This window comes from Fimbriimonadaceae bacterium (assembly GCA_019454125.1).
Taxonomy (GTDB): domain Bacteria; phylum Armatimonadota; class Fimbriimonadia; order Fimbriimonadales; family Fimbriimonadaceae; genus JALHNM01.
The window spans coordinates 464,626-486,524 of sequence record CP075365.1 but is presented as its reverse complement, the minus strand read 5'-3'; the positions used below and the strand labels follow the sequence as shown (position 1 = coordinate 486,524).

Here is a 21,899-nt window from a genome sequence, read left to right as displayed (position 1 = left end):
TCCCGCGCGTCTGCACCGTGCTGCTCCATAGGAGGGAGCTAACCATCTTGGGCAAAAGGATCGGCCTCTCGTTACTCTTAGTTCTTACAACCGCTGTCGCATTCTGCCAATCAGCGTTGATCGTCCGGAACGTAGAAATTCGCGGAAATGAGCGGATTAATGCGAACGCCATCACTGGCATTATGAAACTTAAGCCGGGCGCAACAATAACGTCCAGCGACATTCTGGCCGACGAGGCGTCGGTGCGCTCCCTGGGTTTCTTCAAAGACGTAAAGATCCTCAGTTCGGTCGCTTCCGACACGGAGGCCGACCTGATCGTACAAGTCGAGGAGTATCCTGTCGCCCGCGAAGTTAAAGTTTTAGGGAACACGGTTGTTACCACAGAAGCAATCACCCAGGTCGTGGAGAAAAACCAGCCCCTGGGGCAGGTTTGGAACAATCGCAACGCGCGCCCGATCCGTGACGATATCACTAAGCTCTATGAAGACAAGGGGGTGTTCGTCCAAATCGACCAGCTCGGGCCAGAACAAGATTCTCCGGGCACGGTTTTGGTTTCCCTCATAGAGCCGCGCGTGAACGAGATAACCCTGACCGGTTTGACACGCACCAACCCCAAGGTCATCCGCCGTATTATGAAGACAAAGCCTGGCGGTTTGTTAAGCGCTAAGACTTGGCGAAGGGACCTGGAGGAGCTTTACTTCACGTACTGGTTTGAGTCCGACGGAGTCAAGCCCTCAGAGCCAAGGCCCACGGATGTCCCTGGCGAATACGACTTGGCGATCGAGTTCAAGGAGGCGCGCACAGGATTGCTGAACGCAGGCGTCGCGCTCGATCCTCAGAGCCGGCTGGTTGGTACCGCGAGCTATTCGGATTCAAACTTTATGGGCAGGGGTCAGAGCGTGGGCCTGCAGTTGTCCCAAGCGACGACGGGAGGCGGGCCGAGCGTGGAACTCGGCTTTGGAAACCGCTTCTACGACTCCAAGGACACGTCGATGAACGTCTCCCTCTTCTCCCGGGTTGTGTACAACTTTACTGGTAGCGGGGTTGATCCTTTCGGTGGAGGTTCGGCCGATGAGCGGTTCGACGAACGCCGCACCGGCGCGTCGGTCTCGTTCACGCGGCCGGTCGGTGACTACCGCGCCAGCATTGGCTTGCGCGGCCAGAACGCGCGGACCTTGGAGGTCGGGTCGAAGACCGACGAGTTCATTCAGCAAGACGGCGACTTGATCAGCCTGCAAATGGGCGTGAGCTACGACGTTCGCCAGCCGACAGTAGAGCCCTACACCGGCCGCCTCATCTCCATGAGCCTGGAGCCCGGGTACAGCAACATCCGAAAGATCGGCGGGAACGTTAAGGATTTTACGGACATTCTCGGCACCAATATGTCGGTGAAAACTGGCATTGAATACCGGCAGTACTGGTCTCGGCCCGTACCCAAAGACACGCCTTTTGACCAACCGCGGCCGGTTCTCGCTTTCCGCGCGCGTTATGGTCGAGTCTTCGGTAACGTACCGTTCTTCGAGCAGCTCTTTGTTGGCGGCGCCGACTCCCTCCGTGGGTACCCGAACCAGCGGTTCTGGGGCAATCAATCCTTCCTATCCTCCCTTGAATATCGACAGCCGATCCAGAAGTCATTCAACTTGATCGGGTTTGTGGATTACGGTGGAGCGTGGGGCGGTTATGGTCGCATCAAGGACTTTGACCAGTCCGGCACAGCGCGATTGCGGTATGCCTATGGGATAGGCGTCGGCTTCCGCATACCGCGGCTGAGCACGATCCGCATCGACTTTGCCTTCAACCAGGAGGGCCAGAACAGGACGCACTTCTCATTCGGCACTAGCTTTTAAGAAAACACCATGAAGAACCAAACATTCACACTCGTCTCGGGATGGGTCACAGCCGCTGTCCTCGCGGGCATCTTCCTCGGATCCGGCTTCCAAAGTTCACAAGAAAAGACCGCTGTCATCGACCTAGAAAAGGTCGTCTTCGAAAGTGAGGAAGGAAAGCTGAACGCCCAAAGACTTGACCAAGCCGTGGCCTCCAGGCAAGGCGTCCTGGACTTTATGCGCACCCACCGGGTCGCGACTGCCGAACAGGCGCGCAGTTTCAAGGATCTCTCGCTCAAGACGGACATCGCCGCGAACGAGAAGACGCAGCTAGATAGGATCAAAGGCGACATCCAGTCTGCCTCGCGCGATTTTGATGCTCTTAACCAGAAGCAAGATCCCACCGAGGAGGATCGGAACCGGTTGCGCGCGTACAACAGTCAGTTCCAGTCGACGACCGCCCTCCTCGATGAATGGTCGAACCAGTTCCAACAAGAGCTTCAAACAATGCGGGATCAAATGATCACCGACTCTGGCAAGCGTGCCAATGACATCCTGAAGAAGATTGCCGCTTCGGAGGGTTACACGGTTGTCCTCGCAAGCCCCAGAACTGCTCTTTACGGGGCGAACGATCTGACCGAGAAAGTCACCAAGGCGTTGGACGCTAAGAAATGACGTCTAGGGCCCAGCTTTTCGCGGTAGCAGCCTTTGCCTTCTTTGCCGGCTGCGCGCCTGCGACTGGACCCGAAACTGTCACCATTCACCTGGACGTTCCGATCCAACAATCTTCCTCAAACCCGGAGTTCTTTCCAGCCGGTTCCAGCCCAGCAAAGGTCGAGTCAATTGGCTCGACCCCGACTCGGCGGGTGCAGTTAGCGCCCGAGGCTGAGCCAATGGAAACACCGATCTATTCGGAAGACTATAAGGCGGCCGTCCGAAAGACGCTCGAGTCACTTTACGTCTCGGAAATCGATGAACGCTTTACGGCGAATCGGGCAGCCCTTTTTGAGAGTCTCAAGCCTGAAACCGAAGCGGTGGAGGATCGGCTTTACAGCGTGTTTCGACAGAACGCCGACCCAGTGGGGCGACATCGCACAAGGCTCGCCTGGCTAGCCGATTTTCCCGACCCGGGCCCGCCGACCAATTTTGCTCTCGCGCGTCAAAACTTTATTGAGCGGCAGTACACAGCCCTCGCCGCTGCAGAGCGAGCAGCCATACAGTCGTTCGAGGCTGAGTATCGGAATCTGGTTCGCGAAGAGTTCGAGGCCATTCGTCAGCAGTATCGTTTTGCCTATTCGTCCTTGCTCAGCGACTACTACCGTGAGCTGGACTTAGCCAAAGACAAAGCGGTAAGCCGAGCTGAGAAGATTACGGAGCCAGAGCCAATACCCCCGGCTATCGAAGAGTTTGCGGCAAGGTCTTACCTCTTTGCCGGCTCTGAAGCCGCCACGCTTTTGATCCCGACTGTCTCAGCTCCCCGCGTTTCGCTTGATGCAGGGCCGGTCCGCAACAAGATTAGAGAACGCCTGGAACAGGATAGGGCGGCGTTGTTCGCTAAAGTAAATGGACTAGTATTAAGCAGGTCGGCGCCGAGGAACGCCACCCTAGAGTTTCACCGATGGAAGGAACTGCTCGGCGCTACACCTTAGGGCAGATCGCTTCGCGGGTATCTGGTGAACTTCGCGGTGATCCAAACCTTCCTCTAGAGGGAGTTTCCGAGCCAGACAAAGCCGAAGGAACTGACCTTGTCCTCGCTGGATCGCGCAAAGTTCTTGATGCGGCTGAAGCGAGCAAGGCTGCTGCAATCCTTATCGATGCCAGCTTGGGAGAGGCTCAGAAACCCCACATCCTGGTTAAGGACTTTCGAAACGCTTTTAGAGAAGTCTTGTCCCTTTACACGCGAAGCACTGTGGGCATCAATGGCGTCCATCCGACCGCAGTTATCAGCGATAGCTCGAGAGTAGATCCATCAGCTTCGATCGGGCCGTACTGCGTTGTAGAAGAGGGGTGTGAAGTCGGTCAGAATGCTAGGCTCCTTGCCCATTGCTATGTCGGGCCAGGCTGCGCGGTCGGCGCTCGGACGACACTTATGCCGCACGCGACCCTTGTCCAAGACGTCAGGGTCGGCGAGGACTGCATCCTTCACAGCGGCTGCGTCATCGGGTCGGATGGTTTCGGCTTTGCAAGGACAAGTAGGGGCGTAGAGAAAGTGCCACAGATTGGTCGGGTCGTCATTGAAGACTTTGTGGAAATCGGCGCCAACACGTGTATAGACCGTGCGACACTGGGCGAGACAGTTATCCGATCCCAAAGCAAGGTCGATAACCTCGTTCAGATAGCGCATAACGTGACCATCCAGCCCGAAGGTCTTATCGCCTCGCAAACAGGTATAGCAGGCAGCACCGTCATCGGGGCTCGGGCCACATTCGGCGGTCAAGTTGGGATCGGCGACCACGTCACCATTGCCGATAATGTGATGCTCGCGGGCCAAGCAGGCGTGCAGAGTGACATCAAGGACCCGGGGGCCTATTACGGCACCCCGAGCATGCCCTACGCTCAAGGAATGCGGGTCGTGGCTTTGATCCGCCGCCTCCCGGAGCTCTTGTCCCGACTGAGGCGGTTGGAGGCAAGGATTGAGGAGGCGGACCGTGACGCGAAAGACTCTTAAGCGTTCAGTAACTCTTGAGGGCAAGGGGCTACACTCGGGTCAACCGGTCTCCGTGACATTACACCCGGCGCATGTGGGCTATGTTCTTACAGGTGACGGCGAGAGAGCACCAGCAATCGCTTCCAGCGTATCCAGCACCGCGAGGTGCACTCAAATCGGTAAGTATTCGACCGTTGAACACGTTATAAGCGCGTTGGCTGGCTTGCAGGTTACCGATTGCGAAATCGAGGTTCTCGGAGGCGAGATGCCGGCCCTGGACGGTTCTTCCCTACCCTTCGCCCAGGCGATGGTGGAAGCTGGCTTCACCGAGTTGGGCGAGGTTTCGGCAACGCTGTTCGAGCGCGTTTTTGTGCAGCAGGAAGGTTCAAAAATCGCCATAGCCAAAGGCTCTGGCAGGTGGAAGTGCATCTTCGACTCGGGCGAAAGGTGGCCTGGACGACAGGAGTACGAGGTCCAACTCAGCGAGGTCGGATACCTGCATGACATTGCGCCGGCGAGGACGTTTGCGTTTATCGAAGAAGTGGACTACCTTCGGGAGAAGGGCCTGGGAGCCGGTCTCAGCGAGGAAAGTTGTCTGATCCTTGGCGAGACGGGCTACCAGAATGCGGCCCGCTTTCCTGACGAGCCGGTACGCCACAAGCTCCTGGATCTCATCGGAGATTTAGCCCTTAGCGGCGTCCCCCTTTACGAGATCGACGTCGTCGCTGAGCGCCCTGGGCATGCGATCAACGTAGCGGCTGCGCTCAAGCTCGGGCAACACGCCAAGGTCTGCCGAAAGTAAGGCCGCCCTGGCCTCTCCGCCTCAATCCGAGTACCCTCGTGCTTCGATGACCGTCCGTGAGCTACGCCGGAAATACCTTGAATTTTTTGAGGCGAAGGACCACCAGCGTTTTCCCAGCGGCTCGCTCGTCCCCTTTGACGTCACCGGGCGGCTGGATGAGTCGCTGCTGTTCAACGGCGCCGGAATGGTCCAGTTCAAGCCGTATTTCCGCGGCATCGCCCAGCCCCCCCACCCGCGGCTTGTGACGGTGCAGAAGTGCCTGCGCACGGGCGACATCGACGAGGTCGGTGACGACAGCCACCTCACATTCTTCGAAATGCTGGGCAACTTTTCGTTCGGCGACTACGACAAGGTCGACGCGATCGCGCTCTCCTGGGAGTTCCTGACTCGCCCAGAATGGCTGAACCTCGAGACGCGCCGCCTTGCCTTCACGGTTTTCGAGGAGGACGACGAGTCTTTCGAGGCGTGGTCGTCCCATGTCCGCAGCGTCGGGATCGAGCCCGGCACGCGCGTCTTCCGACTCGACGAGGAGACGAACTTCTGGCCGGCCGGGGCATTTTCGAAAGGGCCGCCCGGTCCCTGTGGCCCGAACAGCGAGATGTTCTACTGGGTGCCGAACGACGAGGCACCGCCGAGCACGGACGCGGGCTACACCTGCGAGGACTACCTGCGAGACCTGGACGCGGAAAAGTGGCTCGAGATCTGGAACGACGTTTTCATCCGCTTCGAGTGGCAGGGTGAGCCCATGCCGGAGGGCGGGTTCCGCAAGACGGGGATGCCGTCTCTCCCGTTCGCCTCAGTCGACACGGGGATGGGCCTTGAGCGCACGGCGGCGGTCTTGGGCGGGCACCGCTCGGTCTATGACACCGACGCCTTCACGGCCATCCTCGCCGCGATCGACCGTCTCACGAGGCCCGGCAATGCAGACCCCAGGGCGAGCCGGATCATCGCGGACCACCTCCGTTCCGCTTCCTTCTGCATCGCGGACGGCGTGCTGCCCAGCAACACGGGGCGGGGCTATGTCCTGCGCCGCCTCATTCGGCGGGCGGTGCTGAAGGGCCAGCGTGCGCTGAGGATCGAAGAGCCCTTTATGCACCGGCTCGTCAGCGTCGTTGTGGAAACTTTCGGAGACCACTATCACGAGTTGCTGGAGAAGAAGGAAGTTCTCGAAGAAACGCTTCGGAACGAGGAAGAGCAGTTCCGGCGCACGCTTCACCAAGGGTCGGAGCTGCTTGCCCGGTCGTTGGCGGAGTTGGACGGGAACCTTCTGCCCGGCGAGTTCGCTTTCCGGCTGTACGACACCTATGGCTTCCCGCTCGAGGTCACGCAGGAGATCGCGGCCGAAGGCGGCGTCGAGGTCGACGCGCCCGGATATAAGCGCGCGTTCGAGGAAGCCCAGGAGAGGAGCCGAGGCGCTGACCAGCGTGAGGCCGTTTATGGCGGGGTGATCGCCGGCTTCGTCTTCGTCACTGAAGCGGACGACCGGCCGACCCCCACCCTGTTCCACGGATACCACACAACTCTGACAGAGAGCCTCATTGTTGGCGTCCTCCCGGTCATGGACGAGCAGGGGCGGGCCACTGGCGACCTTGCCATCGCCCTTGACCAAACGCCTTTCTACGCCGAATCAGGTGGACAGGTCAGTGACGAAGGCATCCTCGAGGGGACGAACTTCGCCCTGCGGGTCCGCGAGGTCACGAAAGAAAACGGCGTCTACGTCCACCTCGCCACGCCCGTCAACCTGCCGTTTGAGTTGAGGGGCATGGACGCCGACGTCGCCCAGGCGAAGGCGGACGAGGAGCTTTTCCGGCAGCACGTCCAAGCCAAGGTCGACCGTGAGGTGCGCTACGACACCGTGCGCAACCACACGGCGACCCACTTGCTCCACGCCGCCTTGCGGACGACGCTGGGCAAGCACGTCACCCAGGCCGGCTCGCTGGTCGCCCCAGACCACCTGCGCTTCGACTTCACCCATGGCAAAGCCATGTCCCCGGACGAGATCGCCGAGGTGGAGCGGATCGTGAACGAATACGCGATGGCGGCCGAGGGAGTGGTCACCTATGAAGGCGTGCCGATCGACGAGGCTCGCCGGATGGGTGCGATGGCCCTCTTCGGGGAGAAGTATGGGGATAGTGTCCGCGTCGTCCAGATCGGCGATATGGGCCCCTTCGACCCCAGCTTCAGCCGCGAACTCTGCGGGGGCATCCACGTGCGCAACACGGGCCAGATCGGGCTCTTCAAGGTGTTGCACGAGGCCAGCGCGGCCAGTGGCGTCAGGCGGATCGTCGCGGTGACGGGGAAAGGAGCGTACCGCTGGGTGGCCGAGCAGGAAGAGGCGGTGGCCAAGGCCTCCCAGCTGCTCAAGACGAACCCGAAAGAGCTCGTCGCCGGGGTCGAGCGGCTCCAGGAGCAACTTCGAGACGAGCGCCGCAAGCGCGAACGACTTGCCCAGCAGGGCGGCTCCCAGGCCCAGGTCGAGGTCGTCGGCGGAATCGAGTTCGCGGTCGAACGGCTTGACGACGCGGATCCGAAGGATGCCCAAGCCATCGCCGACCGACTCGTCGACGGGCATCCGAAACGTGTCGCCTTCGTGGCCAACCGCGCCGAGGGCAAGCTCCTCTTTGTCTGCAAGGTCGGTGCGGAAGCGCTGGGCCTTGGGGCGAAGGCGGGCGACTTGGTCCGGGAGGCGGCAAAGGTCGCGGGCGGAGGAGGCGGGGGACGGCCCGATTTCGCCACTGCCGGCGCAAAAGACGCCACCAAGCTCGAGGCTGCGCTGCAGGCGGCGAAAGACGCCCTCGCGGCGGCGGCCACGCCCTAGGGGGTTTAGGGCTGGTGCACCGCAGAGTGCACCGTTGCCGTACCGGATTGATACGTGGAACAGAAACGAGGGCACCGCACGATCCTCTTTTCGGCAGGGCTGGCGACCCTGCTTTTCTGGGTCACGCCCCTCCTTCGGCCCTTCGCGTTGCCGCTGGTGCTTTATAACACGCACCTGCACGAGCTCTCCCACGCGCTGGCCGCCGTCGCCACAGGTGGCCAAGTGCGCCACATCCTGGTCTTCGCGAACGGCTCCGGCGTCACCCCGGTCGCAGGCGGCTCGCCCCTGATCGTGGCCTCCGCCGGGTATGTCGGTGCGGCCCTGATCGGCGGCATCTTCATCGCCTCGGGCCGGTCTGGCAGGAGCGCGCGGAACGCCCTCTGGGCCGCCTTCGGCTTCCTTGCTTTCAGCCTTCTCTTCTTCATCAGAGGAGACTTGATCGGGATCTTGAGCGCGGTTTTCTGGATGGGGGTCCTCGGCGCGCTTGCCAAGTGGGCCAAGCCCGCTACCGCCGCATTCGCCGTCCAGTTCCTAGGTTTACAGCAAGCCTTGACCAGCCTCCACGCCTTGCTCGAGCTCTATAGCCTGACATCCACCAGCGAGGCGCACAGCGACGCCCAGATCTTGGCCGAGATCACCGGCGTCCCCAGCGTCGCCTGGGCGGGCCTTTGGCTCGTCTTGGGGGTCATCGCCGTCTTGGCAGGTTTGGTGACGGCATGGAAGGAAAACGCGCCCGGCCCCGCATCCTCCCGATCGAAAAGCTCGTACCTGGGTTAAAGATCAATGGCAGACCTCATACCAGTCAGTGAATCCACCCTCTCTTCAAAGTCGTCCCGGAGCCTGGGCGCGGGCGAGACCGTGAACATGCCGAACCCCCTGCAACCCATCATCTTCTTGGGTTTGACCGGGGCCGGCATCGCCGCGAGCTTCGAGATGTTCGCCTCGTCGCAGGGCGCCTTGGTCGCCGGCATCATCGTCTCGGTGCTCGTCGGGGGCCTGGCGGCCTCGGCGTTTCGCATGGCCGCCCAGTGGGAAAAGGCCCTGGTCTTCCGCCTGGGGCGCTATAAGCGGCTTGCCGGGCCGGGCATGTTTTTCATAGTGCCCGTCATCGACTCGGTGCGCACGGTGGACACGCGCATCGTCACCATCGACATCCCCCACCGCCAGGCGATCACAAAGGACAACGTCCCCGTCCGGGTGGACGGTGTCATCTTCATGCGCGTCGACGATCCTTCGGCGGCAGTCATCCGCGTGCAGAACTACCGCCGCGCCGTCCTGGAGTACGCCCAGACCGCCCTTCGCGACATCGTCGGTGCCATGACCCTAGACGAGATCCTCGCCGACCGCGAACTCCTCGGCAGGCGCGTGGAGAAAATGGTCGAGACCGAGATCAACGGATGGGGCCTCGACGTCGCCGCGATCCGCATCCAAGACATAGAGCTTCCCGAAGACCTGAAGCGGGTCATGGCGCGGCAGGCCTCGGCCGAGCGCGAAAAGCGCGCGACGATCACAAAAGCCGAAGGCGACCGCGAGGCCGCCGAAAACCTGGCCGCGGCCGCCGAGCGCATGGCGAAGTCGCCAGGAGCCCTGCAGCTCCGCACGCTGCAATCCCTGGACAGCCTCGGCGCTTCCCCGTCGAACACAGTGGTCATCGCGCTCCCGACCGAACTCACGACCGCGCTCCAGCAAGTGCCCAAGATCGCCGAAGCGTTCCGCGTCGCCTCGGGCCAGAAGAAAGACGCAGAGTGAGCCCTCGCCCCGCGCCGGGCTAGAATTGCCTGGCTCATGTTGGAAAAGCTGGACGAGATCGAGGAGCGCTACGCCGAGATTGAACGGCAGCTCCAAGATCCCGAGATCGTGACCAAGCCCTCGGAACTCCAACGGCTGGGCAAGGCGCGCGCAGAAATCGCCGACCTTGTCGACGTGATCCGGCAGTTCAAAAGAGCGCGCAAAGAGCTTGAAGAGACCAACGCGCTGATGGCCGACCCCGAGATGAGGGAGATGGCCGCCATGGAGGCCGAAGAGCTTAAAGCCCGCTGTGAGGACTACGAAGGGCGGCTACGCGTCTTGCTTCTGCCCAAGGATCCTAACGACGACAAGTCGGTCATCGTCGAGATCCGCCCCGCCGCAGGCGGCGACGAAGCCGGACTGTTCGCGAACGAGCTGTTCCGCATGTACTCCCGCTATGCCGAACGGCGCAAGTGGAAATATGAGGTGATCGACTATGAGGAGTCGGGCATCGGCGGCGTCTCCCGCGTCGTCTTCACGATCGACGCCGAGGGCGCCTATAGCCAGTTGAAGCACGAGAGCGGCGTCCACCGTGTCCAGCGCGTGCCGAAGACCGAGAGCCAAGGGCGGACCCACACGTCCACCGTCACCGTCGCCGTGCTGCCCGAGGCCGAAGAAGCGGACATCGAGGTGAACGACAAGGACCTTGAGATTTCGACCTTCCGAAGCTCCAGTGCCGGTGGCCAGCACATGCAAAAGAACGAGACCGCCATCCGCATCGTCCACCGGCCGAGCGGCATCGTCGTCACCTGCCAGGACGAGCGGAGCCAACAGCAAAACAAGTTGCGGGCCCTAAGCGTTTTGCGCTCGAAGCTTTACGAGGCGGAACAAGAGCGTCTTGCGAGAGAAAGAGGCGAACTGAGACGGGGACAAATCGGCAGCGGCGACCGCAGTGAAAAGGTTAGGACTTACCACTTTCCACAAGACCGTGTAACGGATCATAGAATCGGCCTTACTGTCCACAATGTCCCGATCTTTATGGACGGCGACCTTCAGGCCATGATCGACGCCTTGAACCAGGCGGAGCAAGCCGAAAGGCTCGCCCGCGAACTTGGTGAAGCCGCCCAAGGCTGATTGTCGCACCGGCTGAATTTTCACCAGCCGGACTCAATAGGATCGCGAAACTTTGTGCGTTTCAGCGACGGGGTCTGGCCGAAGTTCCGTTGGGCTTAGCGGCTAGTACGCCTCCGCGTGCTCTTGGAAACTTTATCCCTTAAGGTGGCCAATATCCTGGAAATCCGGCAGCAGTGGATTTCCCGGTAAGAACAATGGCTTATTTGCTATGCGAATGCGGCAAAAGCCTCTGAGGAGACGGCCTGGCTGGGCCGAAGAGCACTGCATGAACACACGATTTGTCTCCCCTCGGGGCGTCGCGACGACGGCGACGCTCTTTCTTTTCGCCACATCTTTGTCCCACGGCATGCCCGCCAAGCTCCACACCTCTGTCCTCACGGAGCTTGCGAAGATGGAAGCCTGCCTACAGAAAGGCAGCTATGCGGAGGCCAAGGCACGGGCCGAGGCCGTTTGGGCACCCCGGGGCCTGACTTACGCCATCGACGAGTCGAACCTCTCCCTGGGCCAAATCCCCGTGGTCCGCGATGCAGTCCAGCGAGCCGTCCAAACCTGGTCCGTAAGCCTCGACGAACCTGGCTTCTTCCAGCCCGAGACCCTCGCCCGCGCCAACGTCGTCTTCGCCTTTGTGCCAAAAGTGCGCTACAACGGGGGCTGCGCCGCCGGCTACGCCGTCTGGAGCCGCCGCGTCACCGACTGGGGCGCCGGACACTTCACCTCCCGCATTTCTGCGAGCCTGCAAATCGCGCTGAACGACCAATCCGGCAAGCCGATCAAAGGCTCCGCCCTGGCCCACGCTGCCATGCACGAGCTCGGCCACGTCCTCGGCCTGGCAGACAGCCCGAAGATCGGCGCAGTGATGGGCCCGATGGTGCCCGGCCGAACGCCGAGCCAGCCCGAACCGATCGAGGCGGAGGCGGTGGCGTCGCTTCGTGACGAGGCTACGAGCTACGGCCGGGCCTCTGAGCAGTTCCTGGCCATCCGGGCCCAGAACCGATAGAATCGGGCGGTCACGGGTCGCAAAACTCTCCGCAATGTTCTTGCCGGTGCCACACTCCTGGGCACCGGCGCCCTCCTTTATGGGGCCCTCGTCGAGGCCTACAAGCTTCGGCTCGAGCGCCGGACATTGCGGCTCAAGGGCTGGCCGAAGCGCCTGGACGGCTATAAGGTGGCGGTCCTCGCCGACGCCCATGTCCGAGACCGCCCCTCGATCGAGATGGCACTGGAGGCTTGCGGGCTGGCCCTCCAAGAGCAGCCCGACCTAGTCCTCATTCCTGGAGACCTGATCGCCTATTGGAAGCGGGGCGTGCTGGAGATGGTGGAAGAGGCGTTCGCCCCTTTGGCCGCGCTCTCGGGCCGGGTTTTGGCGACGCCGGGCAACCACGATTACTTTGCGGGGGATGCGGCCTGGTTGGAGCCGACCCTAGGTCGACTCGGGATCCGGCTCCTGCGGAACGAGTGCGCGCGGATCGACGGCGTCAACTGGGTCGGCGTCGATTCTGAGATCGCCGGCCGTGCCGAACCTTACGCCGCCATCCGCCAGTGCCAACCCGAGGACCCGATCGTCGTCGCCTGGCACGAACCGGACATGGTAGTCCGGCTCCCGCGCGGGCCCGAACTCATGATTGCGGGCCATTCCCATGGGGGGCAGTTCATCGCCCCGTGGGGCTGGGCACCGACCGGCTCCGCTCTCGGCCGACGCTATGTGCGCGGTTTTTATAAGGATTCGCCAGTACCCTTGTACGTATCGCGTGGAATTGGCACCACTGGGCCGCCGGCACGGCTCTTCTGCCCTGCCGAAATAACGTTGCTCACGCTACGGCCCGGTCGGTGAAGACGTCAAAATAGTTCGGTGAACCGCCGACCGCTCCTCCTGTGCCTCATCGCGGCAGCGTTCCTGGTGCTCGGCATCGAGGTCCGCTTCGAGCACCGCAACATTGTCGAGGAGTACTGGGAGGGTTGGATTCCCATCGTCTACTGCGGCATCGCCGCCTTAACGAGCCTCGCCGCCCTGACCAAGTACGCAGCGATGCGGAGCCTTGCCACCACCGTCTTCGCCGTCGGAATTGGGGCGGGTCTCTTCGGAATGTACAAGCATACCGATGGGAACCTAGCCCGATTCACAGAGTTGTTCACCCTGAAAACGGAGCGCCGAAACTTGCCTCCGGCTCTCGCCCCGGCCGCGGTCGCCGGCCTCGCCGCACTCGGTTTGGTCATATCGACCTCGTCCAAGACCCGATGAAAGACTACGACCGCCTGGTCGCGAAGCACAAGGACGCGGTCTATAAGCAAATGGTCCGCGTCTGTGGCAACCATGACGATGCCGAGGACGTGCTCGTCGAAGCGTTGCTTGCGGCGTATCGCCACATGGAAAAGCTGCGCGATGAAGGGGCCTTCCGGGGCTGGCTTACCAGCATCGGCAGGCGGGCTTGCGGGCACCTGAGACGAAAGGAGGCGCTCTTGCCGATCGTCGATTCGGAAAGGCTCGACCAGCATCCCGCGAGCGGCCCCGGCCCCGAGACCGAGATCTCCCGTGAAGAAATGCGCCACTGCATCACTTCGGCCGTCAAGTCGCTTACCCCGATGGACCGTGCCGTCTACGAGTTGCGCGAGATTGGGGAGCGGTCTGCCGAAGAGACGGCGCGCGAACTCGGGCTGACCGTCCCCGCGGTGAAATCGCGGCTCTTCCGGGCGCGGAGACAGATTCGGGAGCGCCTGGACAAGTCGCTCTGCTAGCCTGGTTCCCTTCGAAACTGGAGAGAGATGCAGGTTTACGGTTGGATCGCGACCCTCGCCATCGGTCTGACCCTGGGGCTGCTCGGCGGCGGCGGCTCGATCCTGACCGTGCCGGTGCTGGTGTACCTGTTCGGAGTCCCCGCCACCTTGGCCACCGGTGACTCGTTGCTCGTCGTCGGTGCGACAGCGCTCGTCGGCACGGTCCGGGCATGGCGCTTGGGGAACGTAGACTTCGCGAGGGTGGTGCCCTTCGCGATCCCGTCCGTGGCCACCGTGTTCGCCATCCGCAAGTGGCTGGTGCCGCTCCTTCCCCACCAAATCGCGCAAGTGTCTAAGAACTCTTACCTAATCTTAATCTTTGCGCTCCTCATGGCGTTCGCTGCCGTCCTCATGATGCGCTCAAGGGAGCCGGACGAGCAGGCGACCGAGACGCGTCCCGCCCTCCTCGCTCTGCTCGGCTTCGGCGTCGGCACCCTCGCCGGGCTCGTCGGCGCCGGCGGCGGATTCATGATCGTGCCGGCGCTTGCGCTCTTCGCCGGCCTCCGCATGAAGGAAGCGGTGGGATCTTCCCTCGGAGTCATCGCCGTCCAGTCCTTGGTCGGCTTCACTGGCGAACTGGGGCGCCCCGAACCCGTTGACTGGCCGTTCATGGGTGGAGTGGTCGCCGTCGCCTTGGTCGGGCTCTTCATGGGCCAAGCCCTCGGCAAGCGCATCGACGGGGGGAAGTTGCGCCCCGCCTTCGCATGGTTTGTCCTCGCAATGGCCCTCTTCCTTCTGTCAAAGGAGATCTTGCAACCAGCCCCAATATAGGATACTCTACAGCGTAGATGATCTTCGAGCGCTTCTACCATGCTGGCCTCGCCCATGCAAGCTACCTGGTCGGCTGTCCCGGCGCGGGCGAAGCCGTTGTAATCGATCCGAACCGCGACGTCGCGCGCTATCTCGAGGCCGCCGCGCAACACGGCCTGCGCATCACCGCGATCGCAGAAACCCACATCCATTCGGATTACGTCTCGGGCGCACGCGAGCTAAGTGCCGCAACCGGCGCAACCATGTACCTCTCGAACGAGGGCAGCTCGGAGTGGAAGTACGGCTTCGAGCACGATCCCCATGTGAAACTCGTCCAGGATGGCGACACCCTCCAAATCGGCAATGTTCGCTTAGATGTGTGCAAGACTGAAGGCCATACCCCTGAACATATCGCATTCATCATGACTGACGAGTCCCTTTCCCCAGAGCCGCTCGGCGCCTTCACTGGAGACTTCATCTTCGTCGGTGACGTCGGTCGGCCGGACCTACTGGAGCAAGCCGCAGGGCTCGTCGGGACGCAAGAGCCGGGCGCGCGCGCCCTCTATTCGTCGATCCAGAGCTGGGCGCGGTTTCCAGACCACCTCCTCATTTGGCCGTCACACGGCGCGGGTTCGGCTTGTGGAAAGAGCCTGGGGGGCGTTCCCGTGAGCTCCCTCGGCTATGAGCGCCTCACGAATTGGGGGTTCAAGGTGGAATCGGAGGACGAGTTCGTGAAAGAAGTGCTCAGCGGGCAGCCCGAGCCGCCCGCTTACTTCGCGGAGATGAAGCGCCTCAATAAGGTCGGGGCGCCCATCCTCGGCCAGCTCCCGACCCCGGCCCACCGGCAAGACATCGACCTTTTGACGCCGGATCCGAACCGTGTGGTCGTCGACTTCCGCACAGCCCCCGAGTTCGCCGAGGGCCACGTTCCGGGGAGCCTTTTCATTCCGCTCGCTCGGCAGTTCGTCACATGGGTAGGATCGCTCCTTCCCTATGAACGGGACATCCTGCTCGTCGCGGCGAACGCGGCCGATGCGGAGCGCGCTGCTCGCGAAATGGCCATGATCGGACTCGACCGGGTCGTTGGCTGGTTCGGCCCGGCAGAGCTAAGCGCTTATGCGGCTTCGGGCGGAGCCTTGGAAAAGACTCAGCTTGGGACAGCCGCACAAGTGAACGAGAAGGGGGTCGTCCTCGACGTGAGAAACGCGAGCGAGTGGGACCGATCGCACCTAGAGGGCGCCCGGCACATTCCGCTCGGCTCCCTCGCTCGGCGGGCCGCCGAGCTACCCGCCGACACGCGCCTTCTGATCCACTGCGCCGGGGGAACCCGCGCTGTCATCGCCGCCTCGGTCTTGCAGCAGGCGGGCTTCTCCGACGTGTTGCCCCTGCGGGCCACGTACGCCGAGATTGCCGAGGTGCACGAGCCGCGGGCCGCGGCAAATTAGGCCCGGCAAGTCCAGGAAGGCATCCGAGGCGTCGGTAGACTGGACAGCCCGCCCCGGTAGCTCAGCGGATAGAGCAGCGGCCTTCTAAGCCGTTTGTCGGAGGTTCGAGTCCTCTCCGGGGCGCCACTCCCCCTGGGCCGCGGGGCCGCCGTTCGGGCCGCTTCCTGCTTCCGCAGCCGCGCCCGCCCCGCCCCGCTCTCAGAAACGTAAGAAGCGGCAAGCTCGGGAAGGTCGTCACGGACCCGCATAACGATGCACCCTTGCGGCGCGAGGCCGCCTCTAACCTGCGGAGGCCATGAATCGCGAACTTACCCCCCAACAGATCAGAGCCCGGATGGACGCCGGGGAAAAGCTCAGGATCGTCGACGTGAGGACTCCGGGCGAGTTCCGCCGCAGCCATATTCCGGGTTCGACCAATGCGCCGCTCGGGCAGAAGTCCGCCGCGACCCCGCTGGCCCAGGCGCACGAGACCCTGGTCTCCGTCTGCACAGCCGGTAACCGCTCGCGGGTCGCCTGCAACCAGTTGGACGGCACGTCGGAGGCGCACAACCTTGCCGGGGGAATCGCGTCCTGGCGCGCAGCCGGGTTCGAGTTGGAATCGGAGCCCGCCGATGCCGAAACCCTGACCCGCCAAGCCCATCTGGCCGCAGGGTTGATCCTGCTCGCGGCCCTTGTGCTCGCGAACGAAGTCGCGCTTGGCTGGGTCTACCTCGCCCTGCTCCCCACTTTTGGGCTCCTGCTCCACGCCCTCACCGGCATTTGCCCGATGACGCTGGCCCTGAAGCGAATGCCCTGGAACTCATAACCCGCCAGCCGCCTCCTCATCCCGCTCCCCCTGGGGTACACCGCTCGCGTGCCGGCACTTGAGAGCCCTTTGGGCCTCGCGCTCCTCTTCTTGGCGGGGTTGGCCGCCTCGGCGGTGAACGCGATTGCGGGAGGGGGGTCGCTGGTGTCCTTCCCCACTCTCGTCGGCCTCGGGATGCCGGCGTTGCCGGCGAACGCCACGAACTCGGTCGCGCTCTGGCCAGGCTCCCTTTCCGGCGCGCTCGGCTATGCGAACCGCTTTGCGGAGACCAAGCGCTACCTGTGGCTGCTCCTGCCCCCGACGGTCCTCGGCTCGGCGGTGGGTGCCTGGCTCCTCGTTACCACGTCAGCCAGAAGTTTTCAAGTTTTGGTACCCTTTCTTATTCTTATCGCGACACTGCTCCTCGCTTTTCAGCCAGCGATCCGGCGATGGGCGGTGGAGCGGACGGAGGGCCGCCACCCGAGTTCGATGGGACTGTTGGGCGGCCTTTTGCAGTTCGCAGTAAGCTTGTACGGCGGTTATTTCGGCGCGGGGATGGGGATCATGATGCTGGCCGTGATCGGCCTGCTCGCGGACCACGACGTGCACGGGATGAACGCGTTGAAGAACTGGCTCTCGGTGGTCATCAACATCGCGGCGAGCACCCTTTTCATCGTCCGGGGACTGGTCTCCTGGGGCCCTTGCCTGGCCGTTATGGCGGGCTCGGTGCTCGGCGGTTTCTTCTCGGCAAGGCTCAGCCAGCGCGTGCCCTCCGAAACTTTACGCCGCCTCATCGTCGTCTATGGGGTTGGCATGACGGCATGGTTCTTCTGGAAGGCCTTCGGGCCTTTCTGAAAAATCCCTGTCAAAAGGGTTGCGTTACGTTGCCCTGTTGCGTATACTGATGTGCACGTATGAGACGCGGGGAGAGCATTGAAAAGAACGGCGCGAGCGAGAAGGAACGCGCCCTTGAACTAGCTCTGCAACAGATTGAGAAGAGCTTTGGCCGGGGCTCGGTCATGCGCCTTGGCGACGAGGCCTCGAAATCGATCGAGGCGATCCCGACCGGGGCGCTGTCGCTGGACGTGGCACTGGGCGTCGGCGGGGTGCCGCGAGGCCGCATCACCGAGATCTATGGATCGGAATCGAGCGGCAAGACGACGGTGGCGCTCCACTGCGTCGCCCAAGCCCAAAGGCTGGGCGGCATGGCGCTCTTCGTCGATGCCGAGCACGCGCTCGACACCGAGTACGCAAAGATGCTGGGCGTCGATACCGACCGCCTCTACGTCTCCCAGCCGACCACCGGCGAAGAGGCCCTTGAGATCATGGACGGGATGATCCGCAGCGGAGCGATGGACATCGTCGTCCTCGACTCGGTCGCGGCCCTCGTGCCCAAGAGCGAGATTGAGGGCGACATGGGCGACAGCTTCGTCGGGCTCCAGGCCCGCATGATGTCGCAGGCCCTGCGAAAGCTGGGCGGCTCGGTCAACAAGACGAAGACGGCGGTCATCTTCATCAACCAGATCCGCGAGAAGATCGGCGTGATGTTCGGCAATCCGGAGACGACGCCGGGCGGCCGCGCCCTCAAGTTCTGGGCGAGCGTCCGCATGGAGGTCCGCCGCGGCGAGCTCCTGAAGGACGGCGCCGACGCCTACGGCGCGCGCACGAAGGTCAAGATCGTGAAGAACAAGGTGGCGCCGCCTTTCCGCCAAGCGGAGTTCGACCTGATCTTCGGCCACGGGGTCAGCCGGTGCGGCGACATGCTGGACCTCGCCGTGCAGCACTCGATCGTCGGGAAGGCCGGCACTTACTACAACTATGAGGACACGAGGCTGGGCCAGGGCCGGGACAACGCCCGCACCTTCCTTGAGGACAATCCGGAGGTGGCGAACGAGATCGAGGCCAAGGTCAAGGCCGTCCTGATGCCGCCGGTCGAAGTCGCGGTCGCCTCGATCATCGAAGAGTGAGCCCCGACCGTCAACGCGCGTTCCAACTGGCCGTCCGGTTCCTTTCGCGGGCCGACCGGACGGCGAACGAGGTGAGGTTACACCTGGAGCTCAAAGGGGTCGATCCGGACCTCGCCGACGAAATCTCCTCGCGCCTCACGAAAGAAGGTTTCGTGGACGATTCCCGGGTCGCCGAACGTGAGACTGAGCTCGCAAAGGGCCCCCGTCGCATCGGGCGCGGGCTGCTCTCCGCCCGACTGGAACGCCGCGGAGTCGGCGAAGACGTGATCGACCAGACGAGCCGGGAATACTCCGAAAAGGAAGAGTGCGAGAACGCCCTCGCCGCCCTGCGCGCGAAGTTCAAAGAGGGGGCGGACATGGGAAAGGCGGCCCGGTTCCTGGCGGGAAGGGGCTTTAGCGAGGAGGCCGTCCGTTCGGCGCTGGAAGCTTTCTTCCCGGACTGGGACGGCTAAGGGGACGGGTTCCGGAGTAGCATGGCAGGCGTGGAAGACGCCTACAGCATCTTGTTCCTGGGCGATATTGTCGGCCGTCCCGGGAGAGAGGCCGTGCACCGCGCCCTTCCCGAGCTCCGATCCGAGTTCCAGCCCCGCTTCACGATCGTGAACGGCGAAAACAGCGCCTCCGGGGTCGGCATTACGCCGGAAATTGCCGACGAGCTCTTCATCAGCGGGGTCGACGTCGTCACGCTCGGCAACCATGCCTTCAACAAGAAGGAGATCTACGACTACTTGAAAAAGAGCCATTACATCATCCGCCCCGCCAACCTGCCCTCGGCCAACCCCGGCTACGGAGTGACCACGATCGAGCGGGACGGCACTCGATTGAAGGTCGTCAACCTCTGCGGAAGGGTCTTCCTGGACGGCTACGACGACCCGTTCCGAGCGATCGACGAGATTCTAGAGCAGTGCGACACGCCCCACGTGTTCATCGATTTCCACGCCGAGGCTACGAGCGAAAAGGTCGCCTTCGGCTTCCACGTGGAAGGGCGGGCGACGGCAGTTGTCGGAACCCACACCCACGTCACGACGGCCGACGAGCAAGTCTTGCCGGGCGGGACCGCCTATATCACCGACGTCGGTATGTGCGGGCCGCAGCCTAGCGTCATCGGCGTCGATAAGGACATCATTCTCCACCGGTTTCGCACCGGTCTGCCGACCCGGTTTGAGGTCGCGGAGAAACCAGGCGTCGTTTGCGGCGTCGTGATTAAGGTAGAAGGGAGTTCTGGACGCGCGCTAGCAATCCAGCGCATCCGACGACCGTGAGAAGCATTATGAAACTGCGAACCGTCGCCCCCATCGCCGCGCTGGCCCTTGGCGCCGTCTGCGGTGCCCAAGTGGTTTATACGCCGACCCGCTCGATCGCCGACCAGGGCATCACCCTGGAACGCTGGGGGAGCGGGACGATCCGCGAAACGGACGAGACCGCATTTGAAGGCTCGAATTCGCTACGGGTCAGTAGCCGCAACTTCTTCCAGGGCGGCATCGTCACGTTTTCGAACGCCGTTTCCCTCGCCGACGCCTATGGGGACAAGAACAACCTGCTCCAGTTCACGCTCCACGTGCCCGGAGCGAAGACAAGCGAGGGCGGGGCTCCTGCCTTCACCCGGAAACGAGGCGGCGCAGCCGGTGCGGGCGGTGGCGGCGCTCCGGACCTGGGCGCAGGCGGGAGCCCGGCGGGCCGGGGAGGCAGTACCGCGGGCGGCCAGAACCCCGGCTCCGGGGCTCGGGGCCGCGCAGGCGCGAACCAGCAGTCGAACACGGCCACCGTCCAGGCGGAGACCGAACTTGAAAAGGTGCGCCTGGTGATCGAGACGAGCGACGGCAAGCGCTCCGAAGCCTTCCTGGACGTGAAGGGCCGGGTCGCCGACGAACGGGGCTGGATGAAGGCATCGATCCCGTTGCAGGCGATCCGCGGCTTCGGGAACACGAACAAGGAGATCAAGTCGATCGCGCTGGCGGGCGACGCGGTCGCCTCGTTCAACGTCGGCGAAGCCCGCATCGTAAACGACGCGACGCCGATCTACGGCGAGGTCGAGCCGAGGGAGCAGAACCGCGGCTTGGGCGAAGAGCTGACCTTCCTCGCGAGCGGGTTCGGCGGTTCCGTGCCGCTGCGCTATCAATGGGACTTTGACGACTCCGACGGGATCCAAGTGGACGCCGAAGGGCCTGTGGTCCGACGCCGCTTCCGCAAACCGGGCAAGTTCACCGTGACCCTGACAATCATCGACCAGTACGGACTTAAAGAGCCGTACAAGACCACCTCGACGGTCGAGATCAACCCTTAAGGGGACAGGCGTTGGAGGCGAAGCCGGGGGTCTCCGTCTTGACGGCGGCCCCCGTTCTTTATCACACTGCGGGCTTGCGACGAGAGGCCCGCTTTTGTCGTCGGGGGGATTGGTGAGGCGCTTAACGACCGGGCTCTTGACTTTGGCCCTCGCCCTTGGCGGCATTCTCTGGGACAAGCCGTGGGGCGTGCTTGCGCTTGCCTTGTGCGTCTTGGCGATCGGCTTTATCGAGATGGTCCACCTCACCGGGATCGAGGACCGTCCACGGCCGGCGCTGGCTTGGCTGGCCCTGAGCTTCCTCGTCCCGCTGGGGCTCCGCGCCCTTGATCTCGTGACGCTTGCGTGGGCGGCCGCCTTTGCCTTCTTCGTCGCCGGCGTCTATGGCGTTGCCGTGGCGATGCGGCGGGAATGGGCGTCTCCTATGGCGGCGTGCTGGCTCGGAGCCCCGGTCGCTTCGGTCGTGCTGGCCCACAGCCAGGCAGTGCAGAGCGCGGATTTCTCCCCGAACGTGGTGCTCCTCATCGTAGGCCCTCTTTGGGCGGGCGACACGCTCGCCCTCGTGGTCGGCAAACTGCTCGGGCGGCACAAAATCGCACCGGCCGTCTCCCCTGGCAAGACGTGGGAGGGGGCGCTCGGCGGTGCGGCGGGCGCCATCCTTGCCGCCGTCGGCATCGGAATGGCGATCGGGGCCCCGATTCCCGTCTCGGTCGGGGCAGGTGCGCTTGCCACGACTTTCGGCCTCGCCGGCGACCTCCTGGAGAGCGGCCTGAAGAGGGCGACCGGCGTAAAGGACAGCGGGGGCGCGTTGCCGGGGCACGGGGGCGTCCTCGACCGCCTCGACAGCCTGCTCCTTTCCGCCCCGGTCACCACAGGCTACCTGCTTCTCGCCGCGCCCCAGCTGTTCCGCAACGGCCCCTGGCCGTAGGGGTTTGTAACACGTGA

22 protein-coding genes and 1 tRNA gene are annotated in these 21,899 nt (G+C 63.2%); all 23 read left to right on the top strand.

What is annotated here, in order from left to right:
- The first annotated feature begins 116 nt into the window (after positions 1–116).
- Positions 117–1,847, top strand: coding sequence for a BamA/TamA family outer membrane protein (locus tag KF733_02475; GenBank protein QYK56350.1), 1,731 nt, complete (start codon positions 117–119; stop codon positions 1,845–1,847).
- A 9-nt stretch (positions 1,848–1,856) separates the two neighbouring features.
- Positions 1,857–2,501 carry an OmpH family outer membrane protein gene (locus tag KF733_02470; GenBank protein ID QYK56349.1) on the top strand — a complete coding sequence of 215 codons (645 nt, stop codon included), beginning with the start codon at positions 1,857–1,859 and terminating at the stop codon, positions 2,499–2,501.
- Positions 2,502–2,719: 218 nt separating this feature from the next.
- On the top strand, positions 2,720–3,475 hold the full coding sequence (locus tag KF733_02465; GenBank protein QYK56348.1) for a hypothetical protein: 756 nt from the start codon (positions 2,720–2,722) through the stop codon (positions 3,473–3,475).
- Positions 3,445–4,494 carry a UDP-3-O-(3-hydroxymyristoyl)glucosamine N-acyltransferase gene (gene lpxD / locus KF733_02460; GenBank protein ID QYK56347.1) on the top strand — a complete coding sequence of 350 codons (1,050 nt, stop codon included), beginning with the start codon at positions 3,445–3,447 and terminating at the stop codon, positions 4,492–4,494. The genes KF733_02465 and lpxD overlap by 31 nt, the downstream gene beginning before the upstream one ends.
- A complete protein-coding gene (locus tag KF733_02455; protein ID QYK56346.1) occupies positions 4,475–5,275 on the top strand; it encodes a UDP-3-O-acyl-N-acetylglucosamine deacetylase in 801 nt (266 codons plus the stop codon). The genes lpxD and KF733_02455 overlap by 20 nt, the downstream gene beginning before the upstream one ends.
- A 46-nt stretch (positions 5,276–5,321) precedes the next feature.
- A complete protein-coding gene (gene alaS / locus KF733_02450) occupies positions 5,322–8,093 on the top strand; it encodes an alanine--tRNA ligase (protein ID QYK56345.1) in 2,772 nt (923 codons plus the stop codon).
- Between the two features lie 54 nt (positions 8,094–8,147).
- Positions 8,148–8,870 carry a M50 family metallopeptidase gene (locus KF733_02445; GenBank protein QYK56344.1) on the top strand — a complete coding sequence of 241 codons (723 nt, stop codon included), beginning with the start codon at positions 8,148–8,150 and terminating at the stop codon, positions 8,868–8,870.
- A 6-nt stretch (positions 8,871–8,876) separates the two neighbouring features.
- Positions 8,877–9,842, top strand: coding sequence for an SPFH domain-containing protein (locus tag KF733_02440; GenBank protein ID QYK56343.1), 966 nt, complete (start codon positions 8,877–8,879; stop codon positions 9,840–9,842).
- Positions 9,843–9,878: 36 nt separating this feature from the next.
- A complete protein-coding gene (gene prfA / locus KF733_02435) occupies positions 9,879–10,955 on the top strand; it encodes a peptide chain release factor 1 (GenBank protein ID QYK56342.1) in 1,077 nt (358 codons plus the stop codon).
- Between the two features lie 265 nt (positions 10,956–11,220).
- Positions 11,221–11,952, top strand: coding sequence for a matrixin family metalloprotease (locus tag KF733_02430; protein QYK56341.1), 732 nt, complete (start codon positions 11,221–11,223; stop codon positions 11,950–11,952).
- Between the two features lie 168 nt (positions 11,953–12,120).
- On the top strand, positions 12,121–12,786 hold the full coding sequence (locus KF733_02425; GenBank protein QYK56340.1) for a metallophosphoesterase: 666 nt from the start codon (positions 12,121–12,123) through the stop codon (positions 12,784–12,786).
- 18 nt (positions 12,787–12,804) lie between these two features.
- Entirely contained in the window at positions 12,805–13,194 is a 390-nt protein-coding gene (locus KF733_02420) for a hypothetical protein (GenBank protein QYK56339.1), read from the top strand.
- A complete protein-coding gene (locus tag KF733_02415; protein ID QYK56338.1) occupies positions 13,191–13,688 on the top strand; it encodes a sigma-70 family RNA polymerase sigma factor in 498 nt (165 codons plus the stop codon). Before KF733_02420 ends, KF733_02415 begins: the two co-directional genes overlap by 4 nt.
- Positions 13,689–13,715: 27 nt before the next feature.
- Entirely contained in the window at positions 13,716–14,498 is a 783-nt protein-coding gene (locus KF733_02410) for a sulfite exporter TauE/SafE family protein (GenBank protein ID QYK56337.1), read from the top strand.
- Positions 14,499–14,515: 17 nt separating this feature from the next.
- The gene (locus KF733_02405) at positions 14,516–15,922 is read left to right on the top strand and encodes an MBL fold metallo-hydrolase (GenBank protein QYK56336.1); all 1,407 of its coding nucleotides are present in this window, start codon (positions 14,516–14,518) and stop codon (positions 15,920–15,922) included.
- 50 nt (positions 15,923–15,972) lie between these two features.
- A tRNA-Arg gene (locus KF733_02400) sits at positions 15,973–16,048 on the top strand.
- A gap of 169 nt (positions 16,049–16,217) precedes the next feature.
- Positions 16,218–16,727, top strand: a complete 510-nt coding sequence (locus KF733_02395; GenBank protein QYK56335.1) for a rhodanese-like domain-containing protein — start codon at positions 16,218–16,220, stop codon at positions 16,725–16,727.
- Between the two features lie 48 nt (positions 16,728–16,775).
- Entirely contained in the window at positions 16,776–17,561 is a 786-nt protein-coding gene (locus tag KF733_02390) for a sulfite exporter TauE/SafE family protein (protein QYK56334.1), read from the top strand.
- A gap of 59 nt (positions 17,562–17,620) precedes the next feature.
- Positions 17,621–18,673: a recombinase RecA gene (recA, locus tag KF733_02385; GenBank protein ID QYK56333.1), complete on the top strand. Its 1,053-nt coding sequence runs from the start codon at positions 17,621–17,623 to the stop codon at positions 18,671–18,673.
- Positions 18,670–19,125: a RecX family transcriptional regulator gene (locus KF733_02380; protein ID QYK56332.1), complete on the top strand. Its 456-nt coding sequence runs from the start codon at positions 18,670–18,672 to the stop codon at positions 19,123–19,125. The genes recA and KF733_02380 overlap by 4 nt, the downstream gene beginning before the upstream one ends.
- A gap of 21 nt (positions 19,126–19,146) precedes the next feature.
- The gene (locus KF733_02375; GenBank protein ID QYK56331.1) at positions 19,147–19,935 is read left to right on the top strand and encodes a TIGR00282 family metallophosphoesterase; all 789 of its coding nucleotides are present in this window, start codon (positions 19,147–19,149) and stop codon (positions 19,933–19,935) included.
- Positions 19,936–19,943: 8 nt separating this feature from the next.
- Positions 19,944–20,957, top strand: coding sequence for a PKD domain-containing protein (locus KF733_02370; GenBank protein QYK56330.1), 1,014 nt, complete (start codon positions 19,944–19,946; stop codon positions 20,955–20,957).
- A 112-nt stretch (positions 20,958–21,069) separates the two neighbouring features.
- Entirely contained in the window at positions 21,070–21,882 is an 813-nt protein-coding gene (locus KF733_02365; protein ID QYK56329.1) for a phosphatidate cytidylyltransferase, read from the top strand.
- Positions 21,883–21,899: the final 17 nt, after the last annotated feature.

Excerpts from the sequence above, each read along its gene's own strand:
- KF733_02470 (QYK56349.1), top strand. The coding sequence starts at position 1,857 with ATGAAGAACCAAACATTCACACTCGTCTCGGGATGGGTCACAGCCGCT.
- KF733_02465 (QYK56348.1), top strand. The coding sequence starts at position 2,720 with ATGGAAACACCGATCTATTCGGAAGACTATAAGGCGGCCGTCCGAAAG.
- lpxD (QYK56347.1), top strand. The coding sequence starts at position 3,445 with ATGGAAGGAACTGCTCGGCGCTACACCTTAGGGCAGATCGCTTCGCGG.
- alaS (QYK56345.1), top strand. The coding sequence starts at position 5,322 with ATGACCGTCCGTGAGCTACGCCGGAAATACCTTGAATTTTTTGAGGCG.
- KF733_02440 (QYK56343.1), top strand. The coding sequence starts at position 8,877 with ATGGCAGACCTCATACCAGTCAGTGAATCCACCCTCTCTTCAAAGTCG.
- prfA (QYK56342.1), top strand. The coding sequence starts at position 9,879 with ATGTTGGAAAAGCTGGACGAGATCGAGGAGCGCTACGCCGAGATTGAA.
- KF733_02430 (QYK56341.1), top strand. The coding sequence starts at position 11,221 with ATGAACACACGATTTGTCTCCCCTCGGGGCGTCGCGACGACGGCGACG.
- KF733_02415 (QYK56338.1), top strand. The coding sequence starts at position 13,191 with ATGAAAGACTACGACCGCCTGGTCGCGAAGCACAAGGACGCGGTCTAT.
- KF733_02410 (QYK56337.1), top strand. The coding sequence starts at position 13,716 with ATGCAGGTTTACGGTTGGATCGCGACCCTCGCCATCGGTCTGACCCTG.
- KF733_02405 (QYK56336.1), top strand. The coding sequence starts at position 14,516 with ATGATCTTCGAGCGCTTCTACCATGCTGGCCTCGCCCATGCAAGCTAC.
- KF733_02395 (QYK56335.1), top strand. The coding sequence starts at position 16,218 with ATGAATCGCGAACTTACCCCCCAACAGATCAGAGCCCGGATGGACGCC.
- recA (QYK56333.1), top strand. The coding sequence starts at position 17,621 with ATGAGACGCGGGGAGAGCATTGAAAAGAACGGCGCGAGCGAGAAGGAA.
- KF733_02375 (QYK56331.1), top strand. The coding sequence starts at position 19,147 with ATGGCAGGCGTGGAAGACGCCTACAGCATCTTGTTCCTGGGCGATATT.
- KF733_02370 (QYK56330.1), top strand. The coding sequence starts at position 19,944 with ATGAAACTGCGAACCGTCGCCCCCATCGCCGCGCTGGCCCTTGGCGCC.